We start from the raw sequence: 23,798 nt of genomic DNA on the forward strand, positions 1-23,798 counted from the left end.
TTTAAATTATGAATACCGGTGTAAGCTTCTGCTTTGTTAACCTATTATTATGTGCTCATATTCATTTGCGCAATTATCATCAATGTACAATTGTGTAAAAACAAAAAGGACGCTTAACGCGTCCTTTCAATAATTAATAGGCAATACAGTTCTTAATAGATAATATATAAGATGCCCATGATGATAGCCAGAAAACCTAGCGGTATCTGATAGTTCAACAGCTTCATGCGCACAGCTTCTCCTTTTTCAATGGCCGCTGTGTTTCCCCGGAACACATAGGTACTGATCAGACCAAAGCCAAGGATAAAACCTACGGCTAGGTCGGCTATGCCGCATAACAACCAGAAGGTCCATGTCAATGCAAAACCGTTGGACAACCATTCGGTTAATCGCAGTGCGCCAAAGATCTCCCAGATCCCCCAGCCAAACATCACCATACCGATCCATCCCTGGTAAGGCGCAATTTTGTCAATGAGTTCCTGGGCATTGGGCTTCTTTCTGATAATAAATCCCGAAGCGGCTAATAAACCGCCTGCAATTGTAATTAATCCTCCAATCATAGAATTTGGTTTTGGTTTATAAATAAAAGCTTGGATTATAAGTGGTTTAGAAATCAATATCGCTGCCGGCCTTTGGAGGTGCCGCAGCCGCAAATTCAGCGTTGTACTTATCCATCAACGCTGACATTTTCATGGCATTCTCCAGATTACTGCCTAGCTGTGGCGACCAATGGCCGTTGATCACACCCCAATCACCAAGGGATAGCCCGTATTGTTTTAATATAGTGGTGGCGTCAAGCCCTTGGGTGCTGCCGATGTTTTGGTGACACATGATCTTTACATAGAGGTCCAAATCCTTCTTTACTTGTTCTACTACCGGGTTATTGGCAGAATCGGTGGACGCAGCAGCACCGGCAAACTTCCCGATGTTGGAATTGGTAAAGGCATCACCATAGACTTTGCTGATGGCAAACGTGGTGTCTTGCGACATGCGGGCCATCCACTCGGCGGAGGCTTCATCCCAAATGGGTTTTTCGGTGCCTAATACTTTCAATACATCGTTCAGTGGCATACCACTAGCTATCTTGGCATTGGCAGCCGCCCAATCTTCCATAGAGATGCCTTTAATTGGATCCAGCAATCCACTTGCCTTAGCCGCATCAATATTGGCATTCATCTGTTGGCTTAACTTGTCCGTTGTTTCATCAATGACTGCCTGCGCTTCAGCATAGGCCTTCTTGATCTGCTTTTTAGTAGACTCGATGATATACAACAAATGATCGCGGTTTTTAAAGCCGGCGGCCTGAAGTTTCGCTTCATCTGTTTCTTTTGCTAACGCTTCAAACTCCAACATACACTTCTGTGCATCCGTGCCCACATATTGGTCAGGTGTTTCAAAGCCTAACAAGAAGCCTTTTCTTTCTACACCTGATTTAAATTGGTTGTTTAGATCCACCCAGTGCGCTTTGGTCAAGTCTTTCTTGTATGGCCACAAGTCATATTTTTTATCCTCTTCCAAGTCTGGAAATGATTCATCAGCACATGGCCAAGTTTTGTAATCATACTTTTGCCAGTTCCAGGAATCAATGGTCATCATGTAATCCCAGATATCATCGCGTGTACAACCCGCAACATTGCGATACACGGAAATAGGATTGTTTTTATCGGGGTTGTAATTCGCTGGAACTTGACCGGGCACGCCTACACCCGCCGCCTTGCCGCTACCAACCGGGTTCACCGGTGCCAAGGTGTCAAAAAGGCCACTCTTGTGATCGTCTGAATCATCATCATTATCATCATATTCCTCTTCTTCATATTCCTCCACATCTTCATCCTCTTCCTCTTCATACTGTTGGTAAGTATTCTCTGGTTTAAATGAATCGTTTGGTTTTACATCTTCGTTTTCTTTATCTGCGTTTCCGCCCCGAATAGTTTTTTAAAAAAGCTCATAGCGTCTTGTTTTTGTTGTTGGTTGAATTAATTATAACGTGGATAGGATATCTTGTTTTTTAGATGCGTATTCCTGTTCGTTGATCAGGCCCAGATCAAACATCTTTTTCAGCTTCTCCAGCTTTTGCATAGGATCTTCAGCGGCAGGAGCTACAGGCGTTGGTTGAGGCGTGGACGGCTGTGGTTGGCCAAAGGGTTGCTGCATTGTGCTGCCCATCATGTTACCGAACATATTGGCCATTTGCATACCCATACCCAGTTGCATGCCCATGTTGCCCTGTCCTTCGTTTTTGGCCATATCACGCATAGCCTGCAGTTGTTGGTGCTGCACATAGTCAATACCTAGCTCTTTTAAGGCTTGTGCTTCTGCGCTCATATCTGCTATCTTTCCAATGCGGCCTTGGGTGGCTTCATCGAAGTTGGTTCCCTCAATGCGGAAGTCTATCAATTGAAAGCCCAGTTCATCAAAAATGGAACGGACAGCGCCACTGGAAAATTCTGCGATGGCATTACGGTGCTTATCAATTTCTGAGTAACCAAAGGACGCATTGGCTAAATAATCAGAAATGGGCTGCGTGATCCGGGAGAGCAACACTTTTTGAATCTCGCGCACCGAGTAGTAATGTTCACCAGCCACTACCTTGCGGAAGAAGTCTGTAGGCTGCGTAATGCGGAAGGAAAAATTACCAAAGGCACCCAAGCCTACTGGAAACTTATACTTAGGATCATTATACGTGATAGGAGAAGGGGTACCCCAGCGCTTGTTTAAGATATCGGCCTTTCGGAAAAAGAAAATTCCCACCTTATGCACTGACTCGAAATTGTACATAAAACTTTTCACCGTTGTCCACAGTGGGATATTAGCGGTTTTCAGATCATAGATTCCCTCTTCGGTAAAGCAGCCTTCTACCCGTCCCTCATATACGAAAATGCAACCTTGACCAGGGCCTACAATTAGTTTGGAAGCGTTTTTGATTTCATCGCCATCCTCTGTCCAACGTTCAAACAAGGTATCAGGATGCGGGTCTACCCACTCGATCACTGAGCGGAGTTGTTTAGTATTGAATAATGACATCGTTATTGTTGTTTAATTAGAAAAGTTTATTCATCATCCTCGTCTTCATCACCCCAATCATAATCATCATAGTCAAACCAGCCATACCACTCAAGGTCTTTACTCACACTCCAGCCCAATCGAATATGTTCACGTTGTTCAAAAAGCCAATCAATAGCCTGCCCGATCGTTTTGCTAGCGGCATCTGCTATACGTAAGCCAAAAGCATCTTCAATTTCTTCCTCGAAATATTGCAAGTATTCTCCAAGGTCTTTTAATGGAGTAAGCTGTATTTTTTCCGGAGCTTGTGCAAAGTCGACATCATCAAAATACATCTCCGCTATTTGATTGAATAAATGGGTAATATCTTCTTTTGACAGGAATGCAAAATCACGGGCAAACTCATCCGACAAAGTCCATTTGCGTAGCTGCTCTATTTTAGCAACCCGGTCTTTTTTATACCTCTTTTCATAATCGGGTATAATCTCAATACGGGCTTTGAGGTAGATCTCTACATATTTTGTATAAGCCTCGAGTACTTGTTCTGCGGAAATAACTTTAGGTTCATCTTCACGTTGTGCTTTGAACTTACTTTCCAGATCCCAGTAGGTAAAATATTCCTTCAGAGCTTTTTCTTCTGCTATAGGTTGCAGGGCAAAGTGCTCCACGTTGCGTGCAATCGTACCCGGCTCAAAAGTGTTCATGGTCTGGCAATACTCACAAGCCTGGTAATATGAACGGAATATGTTTTGCTGAACCGGTAATGGCGCCCGGCATTGTGTACAAGAAAAATTGCCGGATAGGATTTCCTTTGCTTTTACCTGTAGTTTTCTACCGGCCTCGGCAAAGGTCCTCACTTCATAAGCTTTTAGGGCTTTATTTAAGTGGTGCGCCCGCTCTCTTCCCTTATCCAGTTCCAAATAATACAGTTTATAAAAACTGGTATAGAATTCATCCAGGTTTTCGCCAGCTTCTTCCACTTTTGCCTCTTCGGTTTCTTTTACTTCTTCAAAGGTATTAGACACTTTTTCTTCCCAAGTGTCGTTAATTTTTTTAATTAGCTCACTCCCCTGATTGTGTATCCCTGTCCAGGCGTTACCAAAGGGAATGGTATCAAAGTTCTGGTAGTCCAGTAGCTGTGGTAAAATGCTTTCCGCCTGGCCAAGCGTTTCGTGAAAGCGTTCTTCAATTTTAGAAAGAAAGGTTTCCCAACGTTGTTGGGCTTCTGTAAAAGCAGTATTCATTGTAGTAACAAGGTTTGAAGAATGATGGCTGGAAAAAGAAATGGCTCTTATTCGCCCGTTTTGAAAAATTCAAAGCCGCAATAATCACACGTGCTCAGATCCGTGCCTTCGGGCCGGGCTGCACCACAGTTAGAACACTTTCGGGTTTCTACACCCGAGCTTTCTGTTGCATACTTTTGGGAGCTTGCTAAAGCGTTACCCAGAATATTAAAAAGGGGGTTGTTGGCATTGTTGCCAGGGCCATTGTTGTTTTGGTTTTCCATGTATTTGACGGGTATAAGATTAATGCCGATTACTATTACTGACACAAACATTACTACCTAAAACCTCTATAAGAGCAGTAGGTAAAAGAATTACGTATCGATAATTCTTAAGATCAGGATTTAGTAATTGTTACCCCAATTTAAAACACTAAAGCAGTCAGAATTCACTAAAACTGGAATAGTATATAACTGCTATATATAACCGAGTGAGTTGCAAAAAACATTTTTTAACTACTAATGAAAAGCCATTATAAAACACAGTTTTCAGTAATACTTACTTAAATAAAAAAGGCTGTAGCAAATTGCTACAGCCTTTTTTATTTCAAAATCCCAAAAAACAAATTCCAAATCTGAAATCCAGAAATCCTGTTAATCCAATTAATCCGCGGTCTAGTGCGCCTCCAACCAGTTGATACCTTCGCCTATTTCAGCAATGATCGGAATATTATTAGGCAGCGTCATTGCCGACTGCATACTTTCTATAATCACAGGCTTGATGGCTTCCAGTTCTTCTTTAACCACATCAAACACCAATTCATCATGTACCTGCAGTACCATACGCGATTTGAAGCCATGCTCTTTGAAGGCTTGGTGTACACGTACCATAGCCAATTTGATCATATCTGCTGCTGTTCCTTGAATAGGGGAGTTGATCGCGTTGCGTTCAGCTAAGCCCCGCACTGTGAAGTTGGCAGAGTTGATATCGCGCAACCAACGCTTGCGTCCTAAAATCGTTTGTACATAACCGTGCTCACGCGCAAAGTTGATCGTCTCATCCATGTAGCGGGTTACGCCGGCAAACTCAATCTTATAGTTGTCAATGATCTCTTTAGCCTCTGCACGTGGTATCTGCAGGTTCTCGGCCAAACCAAACGCGCTTTGTCCGTATACAATACCAAAGTTTACACTCTTGGCCTTGCGACGCATGTCTTTGGTTACTTCGCTTTCGTCTATCTTATACACTTTCGCAGCTGTAGCCGTGTGGATGTCCTTATTTTGTAAAAAGGCTTCACTCATAGCCGGATCTCCACTAATGGCGGCTACAATGCGTAGCTCTATCTGTGAGTAATCGGCGCTTACCAGGATGTGGTTCTCATCTCTTGGAATAAAGGCCTTTCGAATTTCTCGTCCACGTTCAGTGCGAATGGGAATGTTTTGCAGATTCGGATTATTAGAAGATAAACGACCCGTTACGGCAATGGCCTGCGCAAACGTGGTATGTACACGGTTGGTTTTTTTGTTTATCAGCAAAGGCAATGCATCAACATAGGTAGAACGTAGTTTAGTATATTCTCTATAGGCCAAAATATCAGCTGCAACAGAATGCTCATTAGCTAGTTTGCTTAATACTTCTTCGCCGGTAGCGTATTGACCGGTCTTTGTTTTTTTGGCCTTGGGATCCAGCTTTAGTTTTTCAAAAAGCACTTCACCCAATTGTTTAGGTGAACCCAAGTTAAAACGTACACCAGCGGCTTCATACACAGCCTCTTCATGTTTGCGGGCTTCTTCTTCCAGCAGGCGGGAGTATTCATTTAAGAAACCGGTATCGATCCGCACCCCTTCAAACTCCATATCCGTTAGTACGGGTACCAGCGGCACTTCTACTTCATCAAACACACGCTGTACATCGTATTTCTTTAAGAGGGGCGAAAAAACATCTTTGAACTGGAAGGTCACATCGGCATCTTCAGCGGCGTAGTCCTTTACTTTAGCTGGTTCTACATCGCGCATGTTGCCTTGGTTCTTTCCTTTCTTACCAATCAGTTCTTCAATGTGAATGGGCTCGTAGCCAAGGTATTTGTTACTAAGCCAGTCCATATTATGTTTCCCATCTGGTTCTACTAAGTAGTGCGCCAGCATGGTATCAAACAATTGACCTTTGATCTCTGCACCATACCATTTCAGCACCAGCATATCGTACTTTATGTTGTGGCCAATCCAGGTGCGATCCGTTTCATTAAAGAAAGGTTGAAACTTTTCAAGGATAGCCTTTGCTTCTGTTTTGGAAGGAGGCACCGGAACATACCAGCCGCTGTTAGCCTTTACACTAAAGCTCAATCCTACCAGCTCGGCATCGTTAGCATCGATGGAAGTTGTTTCCGTATCAAAAGACACTACTTTATGTTGTTGAATTGCCTCCAACAATAACTTCATTTCCCCTTCACTTTCCACCAGCTCGTATTCATGAGATGTGTTGTGGATATTTTTAGTGGGAAGTCCAACAATTACTTCTTCTGTTTCTTCGACAGTAACACTAGTTTCGCTCACGCCGCCAAACAAATCAGTTTGTACACCGGGAGCTGCCTTGCGCACAGCGGCTGGTTCGCCAAAGTCGTCGCCTAATAAACGACGGCCAATTGTTTTAAACTCTAATTCATTAAACACTTCTTTCAGTAACTCATTGTTCCATTCCTTCAAGCGGAAATCTTCTTCATGGAATTCTACCGGTACAGTTGTAACAATGGTGGCCAGGCGCTTAGACATAATAGCGTCTTCCCGACCTGCTCTCAGTTTTTCACCCAACGCTCCTTTAATGTTATCGGCATTGGCTAAAATATTTTCCATCGAGCCGTACTCGGTGATCAGCTTGCAGGCCGTTTTTTGACCAATACCGGCTACACCTGGAATATTGTCAATCGCATCACCCATAAGACCCAGGATATCAATTACCTGTTCTACGCGTTCAATACACCATTTTTCACACACTTCTTTAGGCCCCATTATCTCTACTTCGCCACCTTGATAGCCAGGTTTATAGATCTTTATGTTTTCGCTTACCAGCTGGCCATAGTCTTTATCTGGGGTTACCATAAAAACTTCGTAACCCAGCTTCTCGGCTTGCTTACACAGCGTACCAATCACGTCATCAGCTTCATAACCGGCACTGTCAATCATGGGTATATTCAGGCCTTGTAAAATGCGACGGATGTCGGGTATCGAAGCCGAAAGATCTTCAGGAGCCTCTTGACGGTTGGCTTTATAATCAGCATAATCATTGGTTCTTTCAATGGGGGTAGATGATTCAAAACACACCGCCATATGGGTTGGCTTCTGGTTTTTGATCAGGTCTATAATTGTGTTGGTAAACCCAAACTGGGCATTTGTATTTTTTCCTTTCGAGGTAATTCTTGGATTGCGGATCAGTGCATAATAAGCTCTAAAAACAAGAGCCATAGCATCCAGCAAAAACAGCTTTTTTTCCATGCCGACGAAGTTAGGTAATGCCGCATCCAAAAACAGGGCAGGCATAAAAAAACCCTGCGGACAGCAGGGTTCTTCATTGGACATTTCTATTATATTCTATATTAGTTTATGGATTGCTTTAAAGCAGCTCCATCCTTCGTAGGAGATAATTTCTTTGATGTCTTTTGTGTTTCCATCGACTCTTTAGTTTCTGGTACAACCAAGCGAGACGCAGGACTACTGATGTGTACTGTTTCTGGTGTTGGGATCATCGGCATAGCCGCAACAGCATCTTTATGAATGAAGTTCAGATACAATGCAAAAAACAACAGGTTAAATGCAAAGAAGTTGAAAAACATGTATACACGCTTTTGCATAAGGTAGTTCATAGTTTGGAGCCGCTAAGCTAATATGCGTTATTTCCCTGCAAAAGCCTAATCTGATCTATTTACTTAATTTAAGCAAATACTCTTATACAGTAGCGTGATTTTGCGTTTCATATTTCGTAATTTTCACAGGAGTAATGCGATCACGCCTTCATTCCCTCTAGTCTTTTTTGCATCGAAAACATCTCATCGCGCAGACGAGCAGCTTCCATAAAGTCCATATCCCGGGCAGCTTTTTCCATTTCCTTTTTAGTCTTGTTAATCGCTTTTTCCAGTTGTGGAATGGTAGTGTACTCACCATCCGATTCAGCCGCCTTCGTTACTGGAATTTCATCTAAAGCATATGGCGATTCAGGATCATAGCCCTTGATATCCAATACTGAAGTTTGCGCCATGATCTGCTCTTTCGACTTGCTAACCGTTTTGGGCACAATGCCATGTTTCTGGTTATAAGCCACCTGCTTTTCCCGGCGGCGGTCCGTTTCATCCATGGTCCGCTGCATACTTTCAGTGATCTTATCAGCATAGAAAATCACCAGACCTTCTGCATTCCGCGCCGCCCGGCCGGCTGTTTGGGTCAGCGAACGTTCGTTACGCAGGAAGCCTTCTTTATCGGCATCCAAGATGGCTACCAGCGATACCTCAGGTAAGTCAAGGCCCTCCCTCAGCAGGTTTACACCCACCAGGACGTCTATAGCACCTAAGCGCAGGTCACGCAATATTTCAATCCTCTCCAGTGTATCTACGTCAGAGTGAATGTATTTTGATTTGATATCGATCCGCTTCAGGTATTTATCCATTTCCTCGGCCATACGTTTGGTAAGGGTTGTCACCAATACACGATCGCCTTTCTTTACCCGCTTGTCTATTTCGTCCAGCAGGTCATCAATCTGGTTCACACTGGGACGCACTTCAATAGGAGGTTCCAACAGACCCGTTGGTCGTACTACCTGTTCTACCACTACACCACCTGTTTGTTCCAGCTCGTAATCCCCCGGAGTAGCACTTACAAACACCACCTGGTTCAGCAGATTTTCAAACTCATGGAAGTTAAGCGGACGGTTGTCTAGCGCTGAAGGAAGGCGGAAACCATAATCCACCAATGTCATCTTACGACTGCGGTCACCACCATACATACCGCTCACCTGTGGCACTGTCTGGTGGCTTTCATCGATCATGCATACAAAGTCTTTGGGGAAATAGTCCAGCAAACAGAACGGCCGGGTACCAGGTTTGCGCCTATCAAAGAAGCGCGAGTAGTTTTCTATACCATTACAAAAGCCCAGCTCACGAATCATTTCCAGGTCGTAATCCACGCGCTCTTTGATGCGTTGGGCTTCAATGAACTTGCCTATACTTTTAAAATACTCTACCTGTGCCGCCATTTCATCTTGTATCTCGTAAAGGATCTGTTGCTGCATGTCTTTGGGCGCCAAGTATAGGTTGGCCGGGAAGATGGCAGCGTGGTCCAGCTTGCCAATGCGTTTGCCATTCTGCACATCGATGCTTTCAATCTCTTCAATCTCATCGCCAAAGAAAGTTACCCGGTAACCATAGTCCACATAAGGCAGATTGATGTCTACGGTATCACCTTTTACCCGAAACGTACCACGCGTAAACTCAATAGTAGTACGGCTGTACAAGGAGTTAACCATGTTATGCAGGAAGGCCTGCCGGGACATGGTGTCTCCTTTGGCAATGCGGATGATCCCACTTTCAAAATCGGTAGGGTTACCCATACCGTAAATACAGCTTACAGAAGCTACTACAATAATATCTCTGCGGCCGGAAAGCAGGCTGGTTGTAGCACGCAGACGCAGCTTATCCAGCTCTTCATTAATGTTCAGATCCTTTTCAATATAGGTATCTGTGGTAGGCATGTAGGCCTCCGGCTGGTAGTAGTCGTAGTAAGAAACAAAGTACTCTACCGCATTGTCTGGAAAGAACTGTTTGAATTCGCCGTACAGCTGAGCCACCAGTGTTTTGTTGTGGGTAAGCACAAGGGTAGGCCGCTGTAAATTGGAAATGACATTGGCCATGGTAAAGGTTTTGCCTGAACCGGTTACCCCCAGCAATACCTGGTATTCGTCACCCCGCAATATGCCGTCGGTTAATTCTTTAATGGCCGTAGGCTGATCGCCTGACGGTTTATATGGAGCATGAAGTTTAAATGGCATGAGACAGAAATAAATTTTATAAATGACGCTGCTGCAATACGTATGCTAATTACACTTTATCGTTTTGTTAAACAGCAATTACCGCTACAACAAACACCCCGCTCAGGCGTTTTGTTTTTAGTGTAATAGTTAGCTGCACCGGGCTTACAAACAGCGAAACCGTTATAGTAACGCCAAAATATACGCTGAAAATCAAACACTTGCGTTTATGGCAAAGTCTTTGTGTATTTTATAACAAGTACCTAAAAATATTACCTGAAAAACCAACCCTATCATAGAACAATCCCAACCTTTTTAAACTAGTAAATCTATATAGCACCGAAAAGTCCCCGCTCTGTTGTGGGGGCTTTTTGTTTATCACAGATTAGAGGATTTCAGATGGATTTCGCTGATATGCCGGACAGTGGCTCCTGCTTCTGATAAGCTCTTCGTGAAACGTGAGCGCTTTACTGCGAGCTTTTTCTTGACCTTCTTACACTTTTTAACTACCCAATCCTCTCGTTAGCTAATCTCTTTTCCTCCCAATCTTATTCTATCCCTAGAATCCTGGTTCTATTCTCCTCCTAATCCTGTTAATCCTACTAATCATCCCAATCCGCGGTCAAAAGAAATCCCGCTTCCCTCAACGAATCTTGGGATAGCGGGATCGGGTTTAACAACTATTCGCAACCAACTACGAAGCTTGCAACTCTTTAATCTTTTCGCGAATCTTTGTTTCAATTTCGTCAGCCAGTTCCTTGTTGTCTTGCAGTAAGTTTTTCACCGCTTCACGGCCCTGACCTAATTTGTTGTCGCTATAGCTAAACCAGCTACCGCTCTTGTTTACGATACCCATTTCTACACCGATATCCAGGATCTCACCAATCTTAGAGATACCTTCACCGAAGATGATATCAAATTCTGCCTGGCGGAACGGAGGGGCTACTTTGTTTTTCACCACTTTCACTTTTACGCGGTTACCTACAGCTTCTTCACCATCTTTGATCTGGCTCATACGACGGATATCCAGACGTACAGAAGCATAGAACTTTAAGGCGTTACCACCAGTTGTTGTTTCAGGGTTACCGAACATTACACCGATCTTTTCACGCAACTGGTTGATAAAAATACAGATGGTGTTTGTTTTGTTGATGGTGGCGGTTAGTTTACGCAGGGCCTGGGACATCAAACGAGCCTGAAGACCCATTTTAGAATCACCCATTTCACCTTCCAATTCACCTTTTGGCACCAATGCAGCCACAGAGTCAATTACTACTACATCCAACGCTCCGGAAAGGATCAGACGGTCAGCAATTTCCAGCGCTTGTTCACCATAGTCAGGCTGAGAGATCAATAAGTTATCAATGTCCACACCCAGCTTTTGCGCATAGTTGCTATCAAAGGCATGCTCGGCATCGATAATGGCACACATCCCGCCTTTCTTTTGCGCTTCGGCGATCACGTGTATGGCAACGGTTGTTTTACCAGAACTTTCCGGTCCGTAGATCTCAATCACACGGCCTCTTGGCAAACCACCGATACCTAAGGCTGTATCCAGTCCAATAGAGCCAGTCGAAATCACCTCCTGCTGGTGCTCTCCTTTTTCGTTCATCATCATTACACTACCCTTACCAAAGTCCTTGTCGATCTTGTCCATGGTAAGTTTGAGTGCCTTTAATTTTTCAGAATTTGACATTTGTTGTTGGTTGAATAGTGAAGTGAATAAAGCCCTTTCGGACCCCTTATTCGTGAATTTTTAATTAGGTGTAAAACTAATGATTTTAGCAAAAATAAGGAAGTAAAACGGTTCTTTAACCCTTTAAAAATAGGTTAAAGAACCCGTTTATTTTTTGTGTATTTTGGCGGCAAAAATCTGCACATGCCATCTGCCATGAAATCCGCTACCAACAACGTTTTAGACTACATAGAGTCCCTGCCCCAATGGTCAAAAGAAATTTGTTGTGAGCTGCGTCGCATTACATTGGCAGCCGATGCTTCCATCGCTGAAGAATGGAAATGGGGACCGCATTACAGCAGCCAGGGAATGGTTTGCGGCTATGGTGCGTTTCAAAAGCATGTGAAGCTTACCTTTTTCAATGGTTCGGCCATGAAAGACCCCAAGGGTTTGTTTAACCATTGTGTTGATAATGAATTCAGCCGCAGTATCAAGTATACCGATATCAGCGAGATTGATGCTAAGACGCTAACAACTTATATCAAAGAATCCATAGCCGCAAATAAGAAAGGTTTTAAACGAGTGGTGACCGATAAAACAGTTGATGTACCCGAAGACCTGCAAAAAGCGCTAAAAGCTAACAAAAAAGCAACTGCATACTTTGATGGCTTGACCTATGGCTACAAAAAAGAATACATAGAACACGTAACTACCGCCAAGCAGGAGAAAACGCGTCTGGATCGCATAGCCAAGATCGTTGACTTATGCGCCGAAGAGAAGACGCTGAATCATAAGTATAAGAAGTGAGTGGCGCAGGCCGAGCACACCCCCGGCCCCTAAAGGGGGGAGCCGCGCGGCAAGAGCTGGCTGGTGAATGGTGAATGGAGAGTAATCGTGAGACGTGAAAGGAGAGCTGTAAGCTATACGCTGCACGCTTCAAGCAAACAGCCGTAAGACCTGAAAGATGGCCGCGATTTTAAGATTAGTGGCATTAGCGGGATTTAGGATGGCTGATTTAAAGATTTCAATGGAACCCGCATCCATAACCACAGCTTGTTAGGGGGTTTCTTTTGTTGATCCACGAGATACCTAGCAATAATTTTATCACATTGAATATTCGATTTTGTTGACTTAACTGCCTATCTAACAAATAAGTAAACATGAGAGTCTTCCTTTTCCCCATACTCCTAGCAACCAGCAGCTTCTTGCATGCTCAGAAATTAAACACTAAGGAATACAAAGAAGACTTTACTTATTTCTGGAATACGCTACGCGAGGATTATGCCTATTTTGATAAAAAGCAAACCAATTGGAATGCAGTAAAAACCCATTATGAAAAGGGGTTGGACACCATAAAGTCTAACCGGGACTTTACCTTCTTGCTGGAAGCCGTATTTCGTGAGCTTTATGATGACCATGCTTCTCTAAACACCAACACGCCTTACTCCCGTCGCCTAGTGCCTTCTGGTACCGATGTGTGGGCTGCCTATGTTAAGGGGAAGCCGCTCATTCTAGAAGTGCGCCACCGTTTTGGTGCGGAAAAGGCGGGCATTACGGCAGGCATGGAAGTGGTGGCTATCAATGATGTAGCAGTAGAACAAGCTATTGCACCTTTTCTTCCTAAAACAATGAAAAATGAAGACCCGGAGGCGCTCAATTATGCCTTGCGAGTAGCATTGGCTGGCAATCATATACAACCCAGGAAATTAAGCTTAAAACAAAAGGATAAGGTTACCGACTATTTCCCAGACACACCGCAAATGCTTTTGGAAAATATTCAATATCCATCATTGGTAAACAGTGCCATCAACAATGATATTGGCTATATTAAAATCAACAACAGCCTGTACAACAATGAGCTCATTGCAGCATTTGATAGCATAATGGCAAATATGGCCAATACCAAAGCGCTGATTCTTGACCTGCGCGAAACACCCAGTGGCGGCAATACCACAGTGGCACGTGCCATCTTAGGCTGGTTTGTGAACAAAGACCAGTTTTACCAAAAACATGAAATCCCTGCAGAAGAACGAGCCTATGGTGTCAAACGTAGCTGGATAGAGATTGTTTCTCCGCGAAAGGGTAAATACTACGGTAAACCGCTGGTGGTTTTAGGCAGCCATTGGACGGGCAGTGCAGGAGAGGGAATTACCATTGCGTTCGATGGTTTAAAGCGCGCCACTGTCATTGGTACCCGCTTAGCCGGGTTAAATGGCGCTATTTATTCGTACAGCATGCCCAACACCAAAATTGGTTTCTCTTTTCCAGTAGAGAAACTCTATCATGTTGACGGCACTCCACGTGAATTATATAAACCCACTATTGAACTAGACCTTGCGGCTGTGCCTGCGCTATATAATCAAGACCCGGCACTAGAAGAAGCGAAAGCTACAATTGACCGTAAACTAAAAATAACAAAAAAGAAATAGTAATAGCTTACCTGCTGAAATTTACATTGACAGGACGAGTGTACCTGGAGGTTTACCCTTGTTAACTTGTGAACATACCAACCTATTAACCTTTTCTTCTTAAACCTATACTACCGCCATCACCTTAGTTCTATATCTTTGTTACACTTAAACTTTACTGTTATGAAAAAGCTGCTGCTCTCTTTTCTTGTTTTAGGTACGCTGCACGTACAAGCACAAGACCACAATAGCGAAATCAAGCCTGCTGCTAAAGGCGTACTTTATGGAAGCGAAATAGCAGCTGCTGGTGATGCTATCAACGCCAATGATATTCAGGCTAAAATGAACAATGGTGTATATGATGGAAAAGTAACCGGCAAGGTAACAGAAGTGTGTAAGGCCATGGGTTGCTGGATCCGCGTGGCCAAAGCCGACGGCTCTACGCTGATGGTAAAAACAAAAGACCATGCTTTCTTTTTACCGCAAGACCTGGTTGGCAAAACAGTAGTGATGGAAGGCTCTGCCAGTGTGAAAGAAGTAACTGAGGAAAAGCGTAAACATTTTGCTGAAGATGCGGGCAAAAGCAAAGCCGAGATCAAAAAAATCAAAGGCTCTGAAAAAGAGGTACAATTCATTGCCAGCGGCATAAAAGTGATGGATTAACCGCTCTATAATTAATTTATATCGAGGCCCGTGTTTACTACACGGGCTTTTTCATTTTACAGGGTTTTCTCCCCCTACTTGGCACAGGCTTTTTATGAGTGCCTGTATGCGCTGTTGTTTTATAGTTCTTGTTGCTTTCCTGCTTAGCTGTAACAATTCGGCCAAGCCCCGTGTGCTAACAGAAGACTCTGCCAAACCCGACGGTACTGAAGTTAATGATACCACTACCATCATTTCTACTGATACCGCCCAGGCATATAGTGCCAAGGTGCTTCCTCCCGCCGCTATCAAACTTCCCCTTGGTTTTTACCGTGTAAAGGTTCCCTGCGTTAATTGCCCCGAGGTAGAACAAACCGTATATTTTGAACGCAACAAAACCTTTTTAATGGAAGAAACCGACCCGGAAAGCCATTCGGGCATAGTAAGAACAAGCGGTTCTTTTAATCCCGCCGGCAGCACCGTATGGGCCTATAAAGGCCAGGTAGTAAAAGCCCGTTATACCTGGGGGGGCGATACTTTGTACTACCTGTTGCCAAATGGAAAGCGCCTGCGCATGCAAAAAGTAACCGCTGCTATTGATAATGATGCCTGGAAAAAGAAAGGCAAAGAAGGGCTCGTATTTTTTGGTATTGGCAATGAGCCTTTCTGGAACCTGGAGATCAATCAGCAGGAGCATCTTGCTTTTCATCAGGCTGAATGGACAACACCGCTGCAGTTTGATAGTGTAAACGTGTCCACTACTGAAGATTCACTGGTTTATACTGCTTCTTTAGATTCGGCTTCCATTAAAGCTGTCATCTACAACCGTTTTTGCTCTGATGGCATGAGTGATTATATCTACCCTAACAGTATAAAGGTGGAGTATAATGGAAAGACCTTTAAAGGATGTGGAATAAAGTACTAGCAAGTGCAGGCCCTAGGGCATGATTGCAGATTTTAGATTGGCGATTGCAGATTGAAGGGAAGGAATATTTAACAAGGAATGATGAATAATCAGTGATGAATAATTAATAATTATTCATGGAGAATGTAAATAAAAAGCACCCTTTTAGTGGAGTGCTTTTGTTCTATTAGAGTGTTTGATCTTTTGGCTTTGTGCCCGCTGGCCAATGACTATTGACGACTAACCATTGACTCGCTAGGCTTCTGCTGCGCTGCCCTCCCCTTTAGAGGCCGGGGCGTGTGCTGGCATTATTCTCCATTCACCATTCACGAGCTTAGACCCGAGCGCTTATTTCTTAGTTCCTTTTGCTTTTTTTAGTTTCTCCTCTACATATTTAGCAAACTGTTTACGTTTTTCGACTCCCATGATCGCATCCAATTGTGCAGACCGTGCGGCAGTAACAGCTTTGGCATACTTCTCTTTGTCGGCATCTGTTTTCGCGTATCGATCGATCCTATCCAAGGTAGAGAGGTAACAGATATTGACATTATCAATATCGGCTAGCTGGTCTTCAGTCATCTTTAGGGTATTTTTTAGATAGTTCTGGTTATCATCCCGGAACGACTCGAGCTTCATCATCTTTTCTTCATCGGTGAGATCGCTCCATTTTTGAGCAAACAAAGACAGACCTGATCCCATCAGCAAGAGGCCCAACAGTAAAACGTACTTTTTCATAATTGATTTTTAATGTGTTATGCCTTGCGGTTCATTTTCATCGTCTTTCTCCTGGTGTAACATAAAGCTCACCTCATTCCAGAGGCGATATGTATGCTGTGACATCTGGATAGAGAACTAATCCGAATGAACCTCTTTGTATAGACACAGTCGGGCCGTTATTCCGCCAAGAAACAATTAAAAATGTACAGAAAAAGTTATGCTGGTTCGTGCGTAGGCTACTCGCCACTCACGAGCCTAGTTTTTGCCGTGTAGCTCCTTTACACATGCGGTGGGTTGATTTGCGGGATCTGGTATTTATCACCGCCAGATAAGATATGCACTTTCATATCGCGGATAGTTATAGGTCTTTCTTCAGTAAAATCATCAATGCTTGATTCGGTAATATGAAAGCCTTCAATTATAATGACTGTACCAGTTCCTACTACCTCTACATCCAATCCGTTGCGCACTACAATAGCAGTATCTTCTTCTATACCCATGCCAACGCAAGTAGGATTGGTTACAACAACCTGTGCCATGCGCACAAACCGGCCCCGGTGTACAAAATGCGTATCAATACACACGTCTTTTAAAAACTCCAAGCCCGTGGTTACTTTGATCATTCCCCCCAGCTCCTGCACTTCGTCATTACCGGCATAGATCATTGGCGTTGACAGTACCATTGCGCCAGCACTGGTTCCGGCAATAACTATTTTATCATGGATGTAGCGATCCTTCAAAGCCAGCAGAAACTGTGTACCACCATATATAGAGGTGTATTTGAGCTGATTGCCCCCGGTAAAGAAGATAACATCGGTTTGCCTCAGCCGCTCCAGTAAGGCTTCATCCTTCTCAAAAAGCTCTTTATGTGAGTAATGATGGATATGACCTACGTGTTTAATCTTCAGCTTAGCAAATGTCTTTTTGTAGTCATCAAAGGCTTCTTTCGGATCAGAAGTACCTGTAGTAACCATTTCAATAACAGGTTGGTCTTTCCTTGTTAATTCAACAAGCTTTTTCAAAACCTCCAGACGTTTAAAATCGTCCGGTGTTTGTTTGTCTTTGGCTGTTTCTTCTCCTTTATTCTCAGCTCCGCCGATAATCAACAAGATGCCTTTTGGTACCGGGCAGGTATTCGCTGGTCTTGCTCGCTGTGCCATTCCAAAACGCTTAAACGTTAACCAAAATTCCTACAAGTTTTACGCCACCAAAAGCTCTACATGATAAGTCGACATTACCTGATTTACGGTTTGCCATTGTGGTTACCACTGGCATAAAAGTGTATGATTGTATTGTTTAAAAAAGAAAACCCTGTAGACACAGGGTTCGATGAAAAGTTCGTTTCCATTGAAACGCGGCAAAGGTGATCGATTACTGTTTTACAATATGGAACGGCCTGATTGAAATGTTGAAATTGTAGAGTGAATAGTATTAGCGATAAAACATATAATTCTTATCGCCCCTGCATATCTATGGAATCAGATCTTTTACACTTAAAACAGAATACTTCTTAAAGCAAACAAGCCTATCTTTATTTGAATCCAGAACTTATGCAGAAGTATTCAAGAATGCCTTCAGTACTTTTCAACAAAGTCCATCCACCGTACTATGCAAGAATTCCTTACTTTCAAAACCTTCCCAGATAACGAAACTGCACTAGACTTTGCTGAAGTTCTTAAGCAGCAAAATATTAATTACTTCATTGAGGAAGACATACTGGTATTTGATCCTAGCTATGCCAATAATCCCTTAAATAAGGATTATGCCATTAAAATCATGTCGGGGGACTTTATACGTGCCACCAAAGCTTATGAAGACTACTTCTTCACACATTTAGACCAAGTAGATTCAGATTATTACTTGTTTAGTTTTAGTGTTGAGGAGTTGAAAGACATCATTGTAAAACCTGACGAGTGGGGAAGTTTTGATTATCAATTGGCACAAAAAATATTAAAAGATAAAGGGTTAGAGGTTAGTGAAGAACAGAAACTGGCTTATAAAACCCAACGTAATAAAGAGTTGGCCAAGCCAGAAAACGAAAGCAGTTCAAATGTCTTGTTGTATTATATTTTGTCTCTCCTCTTTTTTCCATTGGGCATGATAGCTGGCTGGATATGGGCCTACTCTAAGAAGACACTACCAAATGGACAACGAATTTATGTTTACGATACAACAGTACAAAGACACGGTAAAAGGATACTAACGATAGCCACCTTACTTTTTATTCTCACTATTTATTGGAAGATCATTGGACCTTATATACATAGATTTTAAGTTTGGCTACCTGCCTGATACGGCAAAGTGGTGAAACTCCCTTTGTACTTTGTTTTTGATCCAGACTTGCCAAAGAACCAATACTTAAATGCTTTATTTTTGTAATATAAGGCTTACATCCAACGCTATGAATACTATACTACGCTATAAACGCGTCTGCATATACCACTCCAAGGCTTTGAAGCCAACTATCAACCTCTATCAACTCCCAGGCTGTGATTAAGCATTTCACCCCCTTTCGCAGGCTCATTGGCTATGTCATTCTGTTTTGCGGCCTGCTCATTTTTTTGATCTGGAATCAGCTGTTAAGCCACCTGGATAAATACCGACAGGAAAGCATTGCTGTAGCTACCAACCGGAACGCAAACCTGGTTGCAGGGTTGGAGCAATACACCATCAGTATTATTCAAAACGCAGATGCTGTTTTGAAGTTGGTAAAGCTGGAATATGAACAAACCGGGAAAGTTGATTTTAATACCCTGGTAAAGCGCGAGGTTATAGATGTCCAAAAATTTAATAGCCTCGCCATCCTGGATGAGAAGGGATTCTTAAAGGTTTCCAATATTGACAAGAAGGATAAATCATCGCTTAGCTTTTCTGATCGCGAGTATTTTACGTTTCACATCAACCACCCGGATGGCTTGTTTGTTAGTGAGCCTTTATTTTCCAGGACCATCAATAAAACAGTTGTTGTATTAAGCCGTCGCATCAATAGGAAAGATGGACATTTTGATGGGGTAGTGGCTGTTCAGATAGAGCCGACAACCTTTACCCGCTTTTACGCCAATGCCAATCTTGAAACCAATGATATTATTTCATTGATTTCACCCTCCGGTATAACCTACGCCCGCAGAACAGGCAACAAAGAAAGTTTTGGAGAAAGTATTATAAAGAGCCCTCTGTTTGCCCATGTAAAACAAAAGCCTATTGACAACTACTATGCAAAAGATGCTTTGCATGGGATCCCTACTTATTTCAGTTACCGCAAACTGGAAAACTATCCTGTTATTGCCACAGTGGGAGCGGCCGAATCTGTTGTGCTATTGGATTATTACAAAAAGAAGGATCATGACTACACCTTTGGTATCATAATCACACTTCTACTCATTCTGTTCGCCATTTTAATATGCGCCACACTCATACATTATAAAAAAGCAGATAGCCAGATAAAAGATAGTAACGCACGTTACCGCACCATTTTTGACAACAGCCGCGATGGTATCTTTTTGCTATCACCTAATGGTTGTATTGCTGCCATCAATGAAGCGGCGTACCAGCTCTTTAAAGTAGATGTAGATGTTAGTGGGGAAGTGGCCTTTGAGCAGCTATTCCAAAGCGCTATACCTGCCATCAATTTTGAACAGCTTACTGCTAACTGGGATACCAAAAACGAATTTCAGTTTACCTGTCTGGACAACAGTTCATTCATTGGAGAGATTGCCTTGAACTCTTTTCAAGATTCTTCTTTCACAAAACATCTTATCATCAACATAAGAGACATTACTGCCCGCAAGCATATGGAGCAGCAGTTGCTGGAGGAGCAAAAGCGTTTTCAGCTGCAGTTGACCAAACAAATTATCCAGGCACAGGAAAAGGAGCGGGAAGCCATTGGTCATGAACTGCACGACAATGTCAATCAAATTCTTACTACTGTAAAGCTGTACCTGGAAATGGCTTATGCCAGCCCTGAAAACCGGGATACCTTATTGCCCAGATCCATTACCCATGTCAATGAGTGCATCCATGAAATAAGGGATCTATCACACGCTCTTTCGTCACCCACATTAGGTACCCGATCATTAGTAGATTCAGTGAAGGCTTTGTTGGAGTCTATAGAATCGTCCACTTCGCTTTGTATCTCCTTTAATCACGAAGCGTATAACAAACCTATTATTATAGATCAAAAACTGACCATTTACCGGATCCTGCAAGAACAATTGACCAATATTATTAAACATGCAGAAGCCACTAATGTATCTGTAACGATTTCACAAACTGATGCAGCTACGGAAGTAAGCGTTATTGATGATGGAAAAGGGTTTAACATGGATGCCCTTCGCCAAGGCATTGGTCTTAATAATATGCTAAGCCGGGTAAAAGTATGGAATGGAGATATGAAGGTCTACTCGCAAGTAAATGATGGATGCGAGCTTTGGATCAGTCTTCCTATACATGCAGCTAAGGCGGTTGTATCGAGGAAGGTGGGGAGCGAGGGATCGTGAAACGTGAGACGTCAAACGTGAAAGGGCCGCGCGGACGCCCCCAGCCCCTAAAGGGGAGCACCCACGCACAGCGATCTCCCGCAGATAGCGCGGATAGACGCAGAGAAGCTAAAAAAAGCTTCTCCACACTTTACTAATAACAACTTTCTGGTCTTAGTTTTTTAATGGCGTATCCTGCATAAAGAATGTTCATGTCATTGCTTTCAACTAGCCAGAACTTGCTGCCCAGGTCTGCAAAACTCCACTCGCCTTTTGCTCTTTTTCTCAGGTAGCCCAACATCGTTGGAATAGAAATATTGGGTGATGATCCTTTATGTCCCTGACACTCTAAATCGTTATGCAGCAGCAGTCTTTTGACCTCCGCTGGCTTAATAAACATTTTCCAAACGTGAAGATTAGGAGGCATAAATGCCCATCGTTTCCACTCCTGCCAAATTTTGATGGCCACCAGCTTACTGATAAACGTGCGGTTTAATGTATCATAGAAGAAAACGCCATCTGGTTTCAACACTCTTGAAATTTCTGCAATTACTTTTGGCAGGTCCTGTACATGTTCTAACACATCGCAGCAAAACACGCAATCAAAACTATCGTCCGCATAGGGGAGTTGCTCGCCTATCCCCGACTCATAGCGAATGTCCAGTCCATTGGCTTCGGCATGCCCTGCTGCTGTGCGTAATGATTCTTCCGATGGATCGATACCTGTGGTAACAAAGCCCATTTTCCGGATCTCTTCCGTTAGAATACCCCCGCCGCAACCCACTTCAAGTGCTGATTTTCCATTGGGATCTATCTCAAGCTGTTTAATGATATTCGTTGAATAACCTACACGCCAGGGATTGATTGAGGTTTTCAACAAATGCAAAACGGTATCCTCTTTCCACCAAATATCACCTTGTGCATTGTATAGGTTGTTGTCTATCCTTTTATAGACCTTTTCGCTTACCTTTTCCATGTATATGTGTTTAGTGTTTTAGCTTGTTTGTTATAGCTATCAACAGGTAGAAGGCCAGCCAGAAAGTTTACGTGGGAAGGGGAATCGAGAGAGTAACTCCTATAAAGGTAGTTAGAAAGACCATTGGTAGTAAGATTTTAAATAAGTGGAGTCCAGCTTGAAGAGCTAAGCAGTAAGGCCTCCATTTAGATCAAAAGCGTATACGCGAAGCCATTCTTTAGAACATTATGCCTTCCCGATCCTCACTGTGTTTCCTAAGCTTGGCTTGGTGTGTTTGCTGGGACCGAAAAAAAGCGCCGCAGTAAGAACAGCGGCGCGTGTAGGTAATAGTTAAAAATAAGAATCATCGTTTATTGCGTAGTAGCCACCCGCTTAAAGCTCAACGTCTTTCCATTGTTTGAAAGATTGACACCTGAAACATTTTCATTTTCGTCTTTTACAAATTCTACGTCACCATCCATACCCTTGATGAAAAAGCGGGTTTCGGCTTCAGCCAGCATTTCAAAATAGGATTGGTTACCCAGCTTGCCTTTCAACTTTCCTTCTTCAAATACAATTAACAACGACGGACCTTTTTCCATTTGATACTGTCCTGTATATAGTTTGTAAATCGACTCGTTCAGCACAATCGCCTTTTTCTCTTTCGGTACCTGGTAAGGCTCGTTAAAAACAATAGCGGTCAGGTCTTTGCAGATCTGGGGGCCCTTGGACTGAAAGTAATTGGATAAAAAAATAATGCACACATCCTGATCTGGAAAACGCATAAAATTGCTCAAGTACCCATCAATGGAGCCACTGTGGCTGATCAGCGTACGGCCTTTTACCTGTTCAATCTCCCAACCCAAACCATAGTTCTTTTTAGCAGGCGTGAGCATTAGCTTCTTGGAAGCATCGCTTAAAAGCTGATTGCCATACCAGGCGCGGTCCCAGGTATAAAGATCGCGGGCCGTACTATAGATGGCCCCTGCGCCCGATAATACAGACATATCATTAAAGCGGGCTACCGAAAAGCTATCCGTTGGGGTAGTGGCATAACCAATAGCCTTGTCTTTAGAGCGTCTATCATTTTGATCCACTCCCGACTGCTTCATCTTTAGCTTTTGAACTATGGACTTTTCCAGCAGTTTTGAAAACGATAAGCCACTGGCTTTTTCAGCAATGCGGCTTAGTAAAATATAATTGGAGTTGCTATACTCAAAGCGGCTTCCGGGAGTGAAACTAAGGGGCTCGTTTTTAAAGTGGCTGATCGTATTATCTAACGTTGAAGGTTGTGCCATCCACTTTTCATAGTATTCCTTCATCGAAGTAATACTCTTAATACCGGAGGTATGATTCAGCAACTGTTCAACTGTAATTGAATCACCTTTGGGATAGTCGGGAATGTATTTCTGAATAGGATCTTTAATGTTCAACTTACCCTTTTCCTGCAATTGCATAATAAGGGTAGCAGTAAAAGGTTTGCTTAAAGAACCGATGCGAAACTCAGTGGTTGGCGAGTTAGGTAATTGGCGGTTCAGATCGGCAAAGCCATATCCTTTTTCAAATACAATTTTTCCTTCTTTAGCGATCAAGACTGTACCAGTAAACTTGCCTTGTTTATGGTAGGCTGTAAGTAATTCGTCAGCTTTGGTAGCAACATCTTGGCTTTTGCCTAAAAAGGGCAACAAAGCCACAAATAGAAAGATTTTTCTCATAGTCAGTAGTTTCAGTAAAGACTAAGACTACACTTTTACACAAGAGGTTACAGGTAAATTCATTTTATTCTA

20 protein-coding genes are annotated in these 23,798 nt (G+C 43.0%); 6 read left to right on the top strand and 14 right to left on the bottom strand.

The genetic code is table 11. The features are described from left to right. Window positions 1-152: 152 nt before the first annotated feature. The 10 genes from SY85_RS15495 to recA form a co-directional block, all read right to left on the bottom strand. Window positions 153-560, bottom strand: coding sequence for a hypothetical protein (locus SY85_RS15495; protein ID WP_066405808.1), 408 nt, complete (start codon window positions 558-560; stop codon window positions 153-155). Window positions 561-606: 46 nt separating this feature from the next. Next, window positions 607-1,824, bottom strand: a complete 1,218-nt coding sequence (locus tag SY85_RS15500; protein ID WP_066405809.1) for a DUF6620 family protein — start codon at window positions 1,822-1,824, stop codon at window positions 607-609. A gap of 156 nt (window positions 1,825-1,980) precedes the next feature. Continuing rightward, a complete protein-coding gene (locus tag SY85_RS15505) occupies window positions 1,981-3,024 on the bottom strand; it encodes an SPFH domain-containing protein (protein WP_066405810.1) in 1,044 nt (347 codons plus the stop codon). Between the two features lie 26 nt (window positions 3,025-3,050). Beyond that, window positions 3,051-4,247, bottom strand: a complete 1,197-nt coding sequence (locus SY85_RS15510; RefSeq protein WP_066405811.1) for a hypothetical protein — start codon at window positions 4,245-4,247, stop codon at window positions 3,051-3,053. 47 nt (window positions 4,248-4,294) lie between these two features. Then, on the bottom strand, window positions 4,295-4,510 hold the full coding sequence (locus SY85_RS15515) for a hypothetical protein (protein ID WP_066405812.1): 216 nt from the start codon (window positions 4,508-4,510) through the stop codon (window positions 4,295-4,297). A gap of 390 nt (window positions 4,511-4,900) precedes the next feature. After that, window positions 4,901-7,714 (bottom strand): DNA polymerase I, encoded by a 2,814-nt coding sequence (gene polA / locus SY85_RS15520; RefSeq protein ID WP_066409841.1) that lies wholly within the window; start codon window positions 7,712-7,714, stop codon window positions 4,901-4,903. Window positions 7,715-7,815: 101 nt separating this feature from the next. After that, complete coding sequence (locus SY85_RS15525; RefSeq protein ID WP_148661214.1) at window positions 7,816-8,070, bottom strand: hypothetical protein; 255 nt, start codon at window positions 8,068-8,070, stop codon at window positions 7,816-7,818. A gap of 152 nt (window positions 8,071-8,222) precedes the next feature. Next, window positions 8,223-10,256, bottom strand: a complete 2,034-nt coding sequence (uvrB, locus tag SY85_RS15530) for an excinuclease ABC subunit UvrB (RefSeq protein WP_066405814.1) — start codon at window positions 10,254-10,256, stop codon at window positions 8,223-8,225. 67 nt (window positions 10,257-10,323) lie between these two features. Next, complete coding sequence (locus SY85_RS26125) at window positions 10,324-10,452, bottom strand: hypothetical protein (RefSeq protein WP_257739083.1); 129 nt, start codon at window positions 10,450-10,452, stop codon at window positions 10,324-10,326. 477 nt (window positions 10,453-10,929) lie between these two features. Then, window positions 10,930-11,931 (bottom strand): recombinase RecA, encoded by a 1,002-nt coding sequence (gene recA / locus SY85_RS15535; protein WP_066405815.1) that lies wholly within the window; start codon window positions 11,929-11,931, stop codon window positions 10,930-10,932. A gap of 183 nt (window positions 11,932-12,114) precedes the next feature. Here recA and SY85_RS15540 point away from each other — a divergent pair, with 183 nt between their 5' ends. The 4 genes from SY85_RS15540 to SY85_RS15555 all read left to right on the top strand — a co-directional run bounded on the left by SY85_RS15540 (window position 12,115) and on the right by SY85_RS15555 (window position 15,885). After that, window positions 12,115-12,717: a YdeI/OmpD-associated family protein gene (locus tag SY85_RS15540; protein ID WP_066405816.1), complete on the top strand. Its 603-nt coding sequence runs from the start codon at window positions 12,115-12,117 to the stop codon at window positions 12,715-12,717. Between the two features lie 353 nt (window positions 12,718-13,070). Further along, a complete protein-coding gene (locus tag SY85_RS15545) occupies window positions 13,071-14,339 on the top strand; it encodes a S41 family peptidase (protein ID WP_066405817.1) in 1,269 nt (422 codons plus the stop codon). 162 nt (window positions 14,340-14,501) lie between these two features. After that, window positions 14,502-14,981 (top strand): DUF4920 domain-containing protein, encoded by a 480-nt coding sequence (locus tag SY85_RS15550; RefSeq protein ID WP_066405818.1) that lies wholly within the window; start codon window positions 14,502-14,504, stop codon window positions 14,979-14,981. Between the two features lie 172 nt (window positions 14,982-15,153). Then, the gene (locus SY85_RS15555) at window positions 15,154-15,885 is read left to right on the top strand and encodes a copper resistance protein NlpE N-terminal domain-containing protein (RefSeq protein WP_066405819.1); all 732 of its coding nucleotides are present in this window, start codon (window positions 15,154-15,156) and stop codon (window positions 15,883-15,885) included. 327 nt (window positions 15,886-16,212) lie between these two features. Here SY85_RS15555 and SY85_RS15560 read toward each other — a convergent pair whose 3' ends face one another. Together SY85_RS15560 and SY85_RS15565 are read right to left on the bottom strand one after the other, a co-directional pair. Then, entirely contained in the window at window positions 16,213-16,599 is a 387-nt protein-coding gene (locus tag SY85_RS15560) for a hypothetical protein (RefSeq protein WP_066405820.1), read from the bottom strand. Between the two features lie 260 nt (window positions 16,600-16,859). Next, window positions 16,860-17,741: a cyanophycinase gene (locus SY85_RS15565; RefSeq protein WP_066405821.1), complete on the bottom strand. Its 882-nt coding sequence runs from the start codon at window positions 17,739-17,741 to the stop codon at window positions 16,860-16,862. 448 nt (window positions 17,742-18,189) lie between these two features. Here SY85_RS15565 and SY85_RS15570 point away from each other — a divergent pair, with 448 nt between their 5' ends. Further along, entirely contained in the window at window positions 18,190-18,855 is a 666-nt protein-coding gene (locus SY85_RS15570) for a hypothetical protein (protein WP_066405822.1), read from the top strand. A gap of 215 nt (window positions 18,856-19,070) precedes the next feature. Then, entirely contained in the window at window positions 19,071-21,077 is a 2,007-nt protein-coding gene (locus SY85_RS15575) for an ATP-binding protein (protein ID WP_066405823.1), read from the top strand. A 133-nt stretch (window positions 21,078-21,210) separates the two neighbouring features. Here the strand turns inward: SY85_RS15575 and ubiG are convergent, their stop codons facing one another. Together ubiG and SY85_RS15585 are read right to left on the bottom strand one after the other, a co-directional pair. Then, the gene (gene ubiG, locus SY85_RS15580) at window positions 21,211-22,032 is read right to left on the bottom strand and encodes a bifunctional 2-polyprenyl-6-hydroxyphenol methylase/3-demethylubiquinol 3-O-methyltransferase UbiG (RefSeq protein ID WP_066405824.1); all 822 of its coding nucleotides are present in this window, start codon (window positions 22,030-22,032) and stop codon (window positions 21,211-21,213) included. A gap of 350 nt (window positions 22,033-22,382) precedes the next feature. After that, window positions 22,383-23,726 (bottom strand): serine hydrolase, encoded by a 1,344-nt coding sequence (locus SY85_RS15585; RefSeq protein WP_082886495.1) that lies wholly within the window; start codon window positions 23,724-23,726, stop codon window positions 22,383-22,385. Between the last annotated feature and the right edge of the window lie 72 nt (window positions 23,727-23,798).

Source organism: Flavisolibacter tropicus (assembly GCF_001644645.1).
GTDB lineage: Bacteria > Bacteroidota > Bacteroidia > Chitinophagales > Chitinophagaceae > Flavisolibacter > Flavisolibacter tropicus.